This window comes from Aeromonas sp. HMWF015 (genome assembly GCF_963878965.1).
GTDB classification, from domain to species: Bacteria; Pseudomonadota; Gammaproteobacteria; order Enterobacterales; family Aeromonadaceae; genus Aeromonas; species Aeromonas veronii.
Map to the genome: position 1 here is coordinate 1 of NZ_CAWNZT010000044.1, position 9,243 is coordinate 9,243.

10 protein-coding genes are annotated in these 9,243 nt (G+C 56.3%); 3 read left to right on the top strand and 7 right to left on the bottom strand.

Going from position 1 to position 9,243, the window contains the following annotated elements; translation table 11 throughout:
* The first annotated feature begins 180 nt into the window (after positions 1-180).
* On the top strand, positions 181-561 hold the full coding sequence (locus AACS18_RS02140; protein ID WP_005335561.1) for a hypothetical protein: 381 nt from the start codon (positions 181-183) through the stop codon (positions 559-561).
* 132 nt (positions 562-693) lie between these two features.
* On the opposite strand, the gene AACS18_RS02145 is transcribed toward AACS18_RS02140, so the two are convergent.
* Positions 694-1,059 carry a DUF2061 domain-containing protein gene (locus tag AACS18_RS02145; RefSeq protein WP_005343334.1) on the bottom strand — a complete coding sequence of 122 codons (366 nt, stop codon included), beginning with the start codon at positions 1,057-1,059 and terminating at the stop codon, positions 694-696.
* Between the two features lie 191 nt (positions 1,060-1,250).
* On the opposite strand from AACS18_RS02145, the gene AACS18_RS02150 reads away from it, so the two are divergent.
* Positions 1,251-1,457, top strand: a complete 207-nt coding sequence (locus AACS18_RS02150) for a hypothetical protein (RefSeq protein ID WP_108613594.1) — start codon at positions 1,251-1,253, stop codon at positions 1,455-1,457.
* Positions 1,458-1,951: 494 nt separating this feature from the next.
* Here the strand turns inward: AACS18_RS02150 and AACS18_RS02155 are convergent, their stop codons facing one another.
* The 5 genes from AACS18_RS02155 to AACS18_RS02175 all read right to left on the bottom strand — a co-directional run bounded on the left by AACS18_RS02155 (position 1,952) and on the right by AACS18_RS02175 (position 7,257).
* Complete coding sequence (locus AACS18_RS02155) at positions 1,952-2,647, bottom strand: hypothetical protein (RefSeq protein WP_146184835.1); 696 nt, start codon at positions 2,645-2,647, stop codon at positions 1,952-1,954.
* 85 nt (positions 2,648-2,732) lie between these two features.
* Positions 2,733-3,326, bottom strand: coding sequence for a hypothetical protein (locus AACS18_RS02160; protein WP_108613597.1), 594 nt, complete (start codon positions 3,324-3,326; stop codon positions 2,733-2,735).
* A 718-nt stretch (positions 3,327-4,044) separates the two neighbouring features.
* Positions 4,045-4,899 (bottom strand): 23S rRNA (adenine(2030)-N(6))-methyltransferase RlmJ, encoded by an 855-nt coding sequence (locus tag AACS18_RS02165; RefSeq protein ID WP_108613598.1) that lies wholly within the window; start codon positions 4,897-4,899, stop codon positions 4,045-4,047.
* Positions 4,893-5,354 (bottom strand): DUF2390 domain-containing protein, encoded by a 462-nt coding sequence (locus AACS18_RS02170; RefSeq protein WP_181363385.1) that lies wholly within the window; start codon positions 5,352-5,354, stop codon positions 4,893-4,895. Before AACS18_RS02170 ends, AACS18_RS02165 begins: the two co-directional genes overlap by 7 nt.
* Positions 5,347-7,257, bottom strand: coding sequence for an ABC transporter ATP-binding protein (locus tag AACS18_RS02175; protein ID WP_108613599.1), 1,911 nt, complete (start codon positions 7,255-7,257; stop codon positions 5,347-5,349). The genes AACS18_RS02170 and AACS18_RS02175 overlap by 8 nt, the downstream gene beginning before the upstream one ends.
* A 154-nt stretch (positions 7,258-7,411) precedes the next feature.
* On the opposite strand from AACS18_RS02175, the gene AACS18_RS02180 reads away from it, so the two are divergent.
* Entirely contained in the window at positions 7,412-7,825 is a 414-nt protein-coding gene (locus tag AACS18_RS02180; protein WP_040068349.1) for a CBS domain-containing protein, read from the top strand.
* A gap of 109 nt (positions 7,826-7,934) precedes the next feature.
* Here AACS18_RS02180 and AACS18_RS02185 read toward each other — a convergent pair.
* Positions 7,935-9,243, bottom strand: a 1,309-nt coding sequence (locus AACS18_RS02185; RefSeq protein WP_258228824.1) for a hypothetical protein, incomplete at its 5' end; no start/stop codon positions are given.

The following is a 9,243-nucleotide window of genomic DNA, read 5'->3' on the forward strand; positions in this document are numbered from 1 at the left end:
TTTGCCGCGGTACTCCAGTGGGGAAGGGAACTGTTGCTGGATGAGGCCGGCTTGTTTGAAAACTGGTCAGGAGTGGTCGCTATTTTGAGCATTCAGACAGGCCTGCAGCATTGTACTTTCACTCCTGTTCGAGAGGCGTGCTAGATTTGCCGCCTTTTCTTAATAACAAGAAGGTTAATTATGTTCAGGTTGATGACGGGGGCCTTGCTGGCCATCATGCTGTCCGGTTGTGCGGCCATGTTTAACGGCACAAGTCAGCAGGTTTCCATTCGCAGTCAGGATCCCGATGCGGAGATCTACGTCAACGATATGCTGCTGGGCCACGGCAATGTGATTACCTCGTTCAAGAAGAAAGAGAATTACACCATCACGGTCAAGCGTGCGGATTGCTACTCGGTGACAGTGCCGGTCTCAAAGTCGTTCGATGCCACCACTCTGCTCGGGATCTTTGTCGATTTCGGCGTGGTCTCCATTCTGGTGGTCGATGGGGTCGGCACCGGCGCCTGGCAGAAGTTTGATCAGAATGCCTTTATCGTTGATCCCATCTGCAAGAAAGCCTGATCGTTATGGATGGGGCATCGGATGATGCATCCAGATACAGATCTTTGCTGATGTGAAAAACCCGACACTTCTGGCCGGAATGTCGGGTTTTTTGTGGCCGCGGATAGAGGGGGAGGCGGGTTGCCCGGTTGATCAGGCCAGCGCCAGTTGCTGACTGCGGGCGCGCCACAGCCGCTCGTGGAAGAAGAACACAACGGTGTTGATGGCCGGTTCGATCATCGCCATCACGCCGCCGGTGAGCAGCTCGCCGCTCAGCAGGAAGGCCACTCCGAAAGCCACCGAGAAGTGGACCACCGCGAAGCTGCTGGTCTTGGCCTGCAGGCTGTGCTTTGGTTTGAGCTTGTGCCAGCCAAGGTCATGAAAGTAGAAGGCGACCGTGTTGACGGCAGGCTCGATCAGGGCGATCAGGCTGGCGGTCAGCAGCTCACCGGTCAGCAGGTAGGCCACGGTAAAGGCGACACCGAAGTGCAGGATGGCAAAGCTGATGGTCTTTTTCATGATGGCGGCTCCCTCTGTTGATGATGAGAGTATCCGCCGAAATGAAATTAAATGAAAACTATTCTCATCTATTGCCGAAATAGAGAGAACCTATCAACGGGCGAGTTGTTGGTGCGGTTCAGAGGTTGCCAATCGCAGCCAAGGCGATAAAGTACAGGTTCTTCACACTTGCCCATGAAAAAGGATCTTTCATGAATATCAATGCCACTCTGCTTGGCCAGTTCATTGCGTTGTTGATGATCATCGTCGGCGTCATCGCCTGGCGACTGGCGCGCCGCAAGAGCGAGCATCCGGCGCTGGTCACCCTGATCTGCTCCCTGCTCTGTCTGTTTCCGCCCTTTGGCCTGCTGGCCCTGTTGCTGGTTGCGCTGAAACAGGATCTGCCCACCCGCTCATAGGGTGGGCAGGTTCAGGTTGCCTTACACACCGGCCGCACCAATAGAAAAAGCCCCGTGATGGGGCTTTTGCTATTGAACTCGGTGAGCAGAAGACCTTGGACACCCATCTTTTGGGTTCGGGCTATGCTACGCCTTGCTCAAAGAGGTGGGTGTCCCAGATTTGGTACAGAAGACCTTGGACACCCATCTTTTGGGTTCGGGCTATGCTACGCCTTGCTCAGAAAGGTGGGTGTCCCAGATTTTTTTTATCAGAAAATCCATAAATCCAGCTTATAGTGGCACCGACGAGCCTTGGGTTGCATCAGGGTGACTGATACAAGCCCCACAAGGGGATCTTCCGATCCTTGCTTAGGTTGTGGGGGGGTTATACGCGATTGTCCGAATACGCTACGCTATTCGAACCTACGGGCTGGCGCATACCACCTTAAACACTGAACACAACGCACGGTAAAAATGCCACGCTTTGCGAATCACTCTTGAACAGTTTGTTATATTTATTTGTACAGCGGCTGAAAATTTGGAACATTGACGTTGGTTTGAGCCATTGAAGCTTGAAGTTGTTGAAACTTTTGATTTTTTAGTGTCTCTCCATGCGCAAAGAAAAAATTATTATCACCACAGGCAGTTCTCATTGCTTGTACGGCTTGCTCAACTGTATAGTTTTTATAAATCACATTATTGTAAAATGAAGCATAAGCAACGGTAACGTCTGACTGCAAAACCTTTCCACTATTCCCAATAAGAAAATGAAATGCATTATCAAAAGCATTGTTCATGTTGGTTGCATTGATTCCATCACAAGACGCCATACACACAAAAGGATCAAATCCTTTTACATAATTATGAGAAAGCAGCATTCTGCGTAGCGAAAGCCAGTCAATGAAAGAGCCATCCGTTAAACCAATCCCATCTGACTTTCCATGCATGCAAAGGTGAACAAATGGCACTGCGTTGACATTGGGTGTTTTTTGAACCTCAGCAATGGCAAGTGGCAGCCGTTGAGAAAATGTATTAGCAAAGGTTTCTGCGTTGGTAGCCAATGTATAAAAGCACGGAATACGTATAGCTCTAAGTGCATCTCTAAGAGCCATTCCAATACTATATCCATCATAAAGATCAACATTTGAAGGTGAATCTACTAGAAAAACCATTGGTTGATTAACTATCTGAATTTGTGGAAAGTTATTCATTTTCTACCTCATAAATATAACGCCGCGATTTGCGGCAAATTTGTAGCGCAGCGGAAAGTTTGTCCGGCAACAGCGTCTTGTTAAATTAGAAAGTCCAGAATCCATACGAAGGGTTATCTGGCAAAATAACATTATTAGATTTGGCTATTTCGTTCATCTCGCTATACAGAATTTTATAGTCATCCTCCTTCTGCATAGATGCGAACTTGCTTTCTATAAGAATTCGCTCTTTAACATCTATATAAGGTGCCAATATCCGAATATGTTGGTCAAATGAAGTTACAACTTGATATTGAAAAAGCATTGTCCAAAGTTGGTAAAAAAGCATAATAGGCAAAATAACCAAAGGAATGACCGCAATCAATTTTCGTGATTTAGACCCAATGGGTTTATTATTTTCGCTACTAGGCTTTATTTTTCTTCTGAGAATAACCGAGAGCGCTGCCACAGGAAAGCCAACTATTATTCCCACTAAAAAAGAATAAGTTGATAACGCCGGATCTTTAGCGACTCCTAAAGCGCTCTTTTGATATAAGGAGTCAAGAAGGCCTGTCACTAGATACTCGGACACATATAATACACCCTCACCAAAAACTCGAATGATTGGGTCCAAAAAATATACAAATACCATCGAGGCAACTATCCCGGTAAAAACTCCTACTCTAATTGTTTTATCCACTTGGGCTCCTGTGATCAATAGAATTTAACAGTGATTAGATGGAAGACGGCACTAATCCGTTAGCAGAGCATTCCATATAACTCCGTAACATTTTCACTGCCGCCAAGTAAAAATAATCATTAAATCATAACGTCATCAGCTTTCTTCGCATGCTGGGCGTATTCGCTTGACTTCCTCTTTTTGCGCCACCGTTACTACTGTGTGAAAAATCAGTGCTCAGCGCACTCTTGGCAAGCGCCGCCAAAGCACGCCTGCGTGAGCGGGTCAGAAATCAGCATAAGGCTGTCACCATGTTGACTGGGTAGTCGTAGGCAACTCTCGCTTATCCATTCCATCCGGCATGGCTACCGCCCCTGAATTTCAGCTTCCAGTCTGCTGCATTTCACCAACGGGATGGGGTTGGCATGGCTCATGGGGTGACTCCTACGAGGCTTTGTTGCCAATTGGCTATAGTACCGGCCTATTGGCCAAGGGAAAGAGGGATGCGGAGAATTCCTGAGCCAGATCAATTAATTAATCAACAACTGCTGGTCTGGTGTGCAGAGGGGATGCGTGGCCGCCATTGGTGAGGAAAACAGTTAGTGGGTAAAGCTGTAGCGGGTAAAAAAACAAGAAGCCCCTGAACGGGGCTTCTCTTTTGCGGCATAGCCACTTTGAACGGCTTGGCTGACCGGCTCGCTCGCGCCATGACCGGGCGCCGGAGCGAGCTGGTGCGGGCCTACTCTGCGGCCTTGTTCAGCCACTCCACCTTGTACTGGGCACCGGTGCCCTGCACCAGCTTGGCGCATAGCGGTTTGAGGAAGGCTTCAATCTGCTCGTCCAGCATCCAGGGAGGGCTGATGATCAGCATCCCTGAGCCGTTCATGCCCCAGTCGGCGGTCTGACCGGCCACTTCCAGCTCGGCCACCAAGACGTTGCCGAAGTTCTCCCGCTTGATGGCGCGCAGCATGTCGCGGGATTTGTCCGCCTCTTGCCCGAGGATCGGATACCAGAGGGCGTAAATGCCGGTCGCCCAGCGTTTCTGCGCCTTTTTCAGGGTATCGACCACGGCGAAGTAATCTTCTTTGAGCTCATAGGGCGGATCGATCAGCACCAGCCCGCGACGCGGGGTCGGCGGCAGCAGGGCGATCAGCCCCTCGAAGCCGTCGCGGTGGTGGACGGCGACGCGAGGGTCATAGCCCATGTTGGCGCGCAGATCTTCGACCTCGTTGTTGTGCAGCTCCATCAGCGCCAGCTTGTCCTGCTCGCGGGAGAGGCGGCGGGAGAGCTCCGGCGAGCCGGGGTAGTAGTGCAGCTCGCCGTTCTGGTTCATCTCTTCGATGACGCCGAGATAGGGGGCCATGGCAGACCACTGGGCCCGCTCGTCCCACAGCCGGCCGATGCCGTCGGCATACTCGGCCTTCTTCTGGGACCAGTCGCCGCGCAGGTCGTAGAGACCGCCACCGGCATGGGTGTCCAGCACGATGAAGGGTTTCTCCTTCTTCTTGAGGGACTCGATGATCAGGGCCTGAACGGCGTGTTTCAGTACGTCGGCATGGTTGCCGGCGTGAAAGGCGTGGCGGTAGCTCAGCATATTAGATCTCTGAGGGGGCCCTGCTGGGCACCCAATAACGATAGATAGTTCAACAAATTACGGCTGTTGCCGCGAAACAGGGAGAGGCTGCGCAGGGTCTGCAACAGGACGCCCTGTTGCAGCCGCTCCAGCTCCAGCTCGTGGGCCAGCATCGACTGATACTGCTGCTCGTCGAGTCGCGTCTTGGCGCTCTGGCGCAGGGCGCGCCACGGGGTCAGCACCGCCTCGGTCTGCACCAGCGCCGGTTGCAGGTCGGTGAGATCGACCACGATGCCGAGTTGATCGAGCCGGTGCAGCAGCAGCGCCAGATTGACGTTGCCCCCCTGCTCCTGCACGGTGAGCCAATCCTGGCTGCGCTCACCATAGACCTTGCCGCTCCAGTGCCAGAAGCCAATCGGCGTCGGCAATTCGTGGACTGCGACCCGCTCGTTGGCCATCAGCTGTTCGTCACGCAAAGAAGGCTTGCTCCATGGTTTCCAGCTCTTCGGAGAGGCTCATCCACTCCAGCTCCACCTCTTCCAGTTGCTCCTTGAGGGGGCCCTGGGATTTGAGCAGCTCGGAGAGCTTGGTTTTAGCGCTCTCTTCGTAGATGGCGGGGTCGGCCAGCTGGCTCTCGATGTCGGCCAGCTTGCCCTGCAGCTTCTCCATGCTCGCTTCGAGCTTTTCCAGCTTCTGGCGCAGGGGACGGGTTTGCTGGCGGAACTCCGCCTCGCGCCGCTTCTGATCCTTGCGCGCCACCGCCGAGTTGGCGGAGACGGGGCCATCGGCCGGTTTGGCGTTGGCCTCTTTCTCCTGCTCGCCGAGCCACTTGTGGTAGTCGTCGAGATCGCCGTCGAACGGCTCGACCCGGCCACCGTGCACCAGATAGAAGTCGTCGGTGGTGGTACGCAGCAGGTGACGGTCGTGGGAGACCACCACCATGGCCCCTTCGAAGCCTTGCAGCGCCATGGTAAGGGCGTGGCGCATCTCCAGATCCAGGTGGTTGGTCGGTTCATCCAGCAGCAGGAGGTTGGGCTTTTGCCAGGTGATCAGCGCCAGCACCAGCCGCGCTTTTTCGCCACCGGAGAAGGGCGCCACCTTGTCGAGCGCTTTGTCACCGTGGAAGCCGAAGCTGCCCAGATAGTTGCGCAGCTCCTGCTCGGTCTTGTCCGGCGCGAGGCGGGCCAGATGATCGAGCGGGGTGTCGTCGAGACGCAGGGTCTCCAGCTGATGCTGGGCAAAGTAACCGATGCTCACCCCGGCGCTCACTTCGAGCTTGCCAGAGAGCGGCGGGTTGGAGCCCGACAGCATCTTGATAAAGGTCGATTTACCGGCGCCGTTGCGACCGAGCAGACCGATGCGTGAACCCGGTACCAGATTGAGTTTGATCTTCTCCAGGATCACCTTGTCGCCGTAACCGGCGCTGAGGTTCTCCATGGCGATGAGCGGGGTCGGCAGGGCCGAGGGCTCGCGAAACTCGAAGCTGAACTCGGAGTCGGCGTGGGCGGGCAGGATCTTCTCCATCCGCTCCATGGCTTTCAGGCGGCTCTGGGCCTGACGGGCTTTGGAGGCCTTGTAGCGGAAGCGGTCCACATACGCCTGCATGTGGGACATCTCCCGCTGCTGCTTCTCGTACATCGACTGCTGCTGGGCAAGATGTTCGGCGCGCTGCAGTTCGAAGTCGGAGTAGCCGCCGGTGTATTCGTTGAGCTTGCCGTTCTCGATATGAATGATGCGACTGATGACTGAATCGAGGAAATCGCGGTCATGAGAAATCAAGACGAGCGTGCCCTGATAGCCCTTGAGCCACTTCTCCAGCCAGATGACGGCATCGAGATCCAGGTGGTTGGTCGGTTCATCGAGCAGCAGCAGATCGGAGCGGCAGAGCAGCGCCTGAGCGAGGTTCAGACGCATGCGCCAGCCACCGGAGAAGCTGCGCACCGGCGAGCCGAGCTGCTCGTCGCTGAAACCGAGGCCGTGCAGCAGTTCGGCGGCGCGGGCGCGAATGCTGTAGGCGCCGATGGTATCGAGGCGGCCGTGCAGCTCGGCCACCAGCAGACCATTGTCATCCTGCTCGGCTTGCACCAGCTGAGCTTCCAGCGAGCGGAACTCCTTGTCGCCGTCGATCACATACTCGAGCGCGGAGCAGTCGAGCGCCGGGGTCTCCTGCGCGACGCCTGCGATCTGCCAGCCAGCGGGCAGGCTGAAGGTGCCGCTGTCGATGGCCAGCTCGCCCCGTACCAGTGCAAAAAAGGTGGACTTGCCACAGCCGTTTTTGCCCACCAGACCCACTTTGTGGCCGGGGTGAATGGTGGCGGAGGCGTTGTCCAGCAGCTTGCGGCCGCCGCGGATCAGTTCGATTTGACTGGCAACTATCATGGGTGGGATCTGCTTGCTCAAAATGGAGGAGAAAAACTGGCGCGGATCTTACGTGAAATGACGCTGATTTGCACTGTAGCGAAGGGCTGGCCACTGGCTGGCGCTGCAAAAACATGCCATAACAGAGAAACCAGTTTGGTTACGGGAGGTTAGCATGCATATCAGGGATATTATGACGACCCGGGTCGCCACCGTTTCAATGGATGATCGACTCCGAGTCATTAGGGATATCTTCGAGCAGGCACACTTTCGCCACCTGCTGGTGCTGGAAGAGGAGGAGCTGGTGGGGGTCATCTCGGATCGGGATCTGTTCCGTGCCATCAGCCCCTATCTCGACTCCGAAGCCGAGATGAGCCGCGATACCGAAACCCTCAACAAGCGGGCCCACCAGATCATGAGTCGTCAGCTCGTCACCATCGCCCCCCATCTCACCGTGCGCGACGGCGTCAAGCTGATGCTGGAGAAGGGGGTCTCCTGCCTGCCGGTGCTGGAGAATGGCGCCCTGGTTGGCATCATCAGCTGGAAAGATTTTCTCAAGGCGGCGCTGGAGAGTGACGCACTGGTTTGAGCCCAACGCTCATCATCATTAGCTGACAGACAACAAATAGAGAGGGGAGCCAAGGCTCCCCTCTCTATTGGCTTTGCCGGCAATGCCGGTTTGCACGCCGCCAGCATCATCATGGCTCGGGCTGCCCTGCGACAAGACAGGAGGGGCCGCTGCCGGAGAGGTGCGGCTGCAGGTGGGTACGGATCTCCTGCAGGGTGCGCTGGTACTGCTGGGCATGTTGATCGAGAAACGCGGGGCTGTGCTTGAGGCGCCGCTCCAGGGTATCGACCAGCAGCGCCACCCTGGGGGCTGCCATACCCGCAGGCCAGCAGTGTTGCAGCAGCTCCAGCAGTTGCCAGGCATCGCCCGGCAGGGCGGGGAACTCCTCCAGCAGCTGCAAGCCCGCTTGCAGGGCTGTCTGATATTGGCTGGCCTGCATCGACTTGTGGCGCAGTTGGCGCAGTTCGCTCAGCCGTTGTTCTCTCGCCGTCAGACGCTGGCCCAGCTCGGCCACCAGATGGTGGAACAGCTGGCGGGTGAGCGGGTGGGGCGCCACCCTGACGCGGTATTGGGTCAGCTGGGTCAGGTAGCGCTGGGCGTGGTGGGGCAAACCGCAGAATTGGCTGACTGCAAAGCCGAGCAGCAGGGTGAGGTGGTTGTCGCTCCCCTCATCCGGCTGGTGGTGGGCAATTAGGATCAGCGCCTCGTCGAAGCGGTAATCCAGCCCCAGCATCAGCGCCTGCAGCAGCTCATATTCGTGGGGTTGCAGGTGGACGGTGCGCTTGAGGTGCTCCCACTCCTGTTGCAGGGAGCGGATCCGGTTGCTGGAGGGGGCGTGCCACAGCACCGCCAGACTGGCATTGAGCATGAAGCTGTCGATGGCGAGCCGGACGCGCTGCTCGCTGAAGTGGCGCAGGGTCAGGCTGTTGGCCTGCTCCAGCACCTTCTCCTCATCTTGCAGCACCAGCCCGAGCAACATCGCCAGCTGATGCCAGCGCGGCTGATGGGGGCGGATCTGCAGCAGCTCTCCCATGGTCTCCCATGCCGCCAGCCAGTGATGCTGATGCAGCTGGCTGGCGAGTTGCAGCTCCAGCCGGGTGGCCATCGAGACGCTGGCCTGATGGCGCTGCAAGTCGGTCCGGGCGCTCTGCAATTTGCCGAGCCCCAGCATGGCGTAGAAGAGCCCGGCCCTTGGCCAGCTCGCCTGATACTCGTTGGCACAGAGGGCATAGTGCTGGGCGGCGGTGACCCGCTCGGTCGATTGCAGCAGCAGGTAGCCCTTGAGCCGATCCAGCCAGGGGGTCAGCGAGCGATTCTCCCGTTGAAACAGCAGGTCCTCACAGAGGGCGGTAGCCAGTTGCCACTCCCGCAGCAGAATGGGGGCGGCCAGCGTGCGGGTCAGGTTGCTTAATTTCACCAGCTGGCCGAGCACTGCGGTG

Bases quoted from the DNA above. Each gene is read 5' to 3' on its own strand.
- AACS18_RS02140 (WP_005335561.1), top strand. From the start codon at position 181: ATGTTCAGGTTGATGACGGGGGCCTTGCTGGCCATCATGCTGTCCGGT.
- AACS18_RS02175 (WP_108613599.1), bottom strand. From the start codon at position 7,257: ATGATAGTTGCCAGTCAAATCGAACTGATCCGCGGCGGCCGCAAGCTG.
- AACS18_RS02150 (WP_108613594.1), top strand. From the start codon at position 1,251: ATGAATATCAATGCCACTCTGCTTGGCCAGTTCATTGCGTTGTTGATG.
- AACS18_RS02180 (WP_040068349.1), top strand. From the start codon at position 7,412: ATGCATATCAGGGATATTATGACGACCCGGGTCGCCACCGTTTCAATG.
- AACS18_RS02145 (WP_005343334.1), bottom strand. From the start codon at position 1,059: ATGAAAAAGACCATCAGCTTTGCCATCCTGCACTTCGGTGTCGCCTTT.
- AACS18_RS02165 (WP_108613598.1), bottom strand. From the start codon at position 4,899: ATGCTGAGCTACCGCCACGCCTTTCACGCCGGCAACCATGCCGACGTA.
- AACS18_RS02155 (WP_146184835.1), bottom strand. From the start codon at position 2,647: ATGAATAACTTTCCACAAATTCAGATAGTTAATCAACCAATGGTTTTT.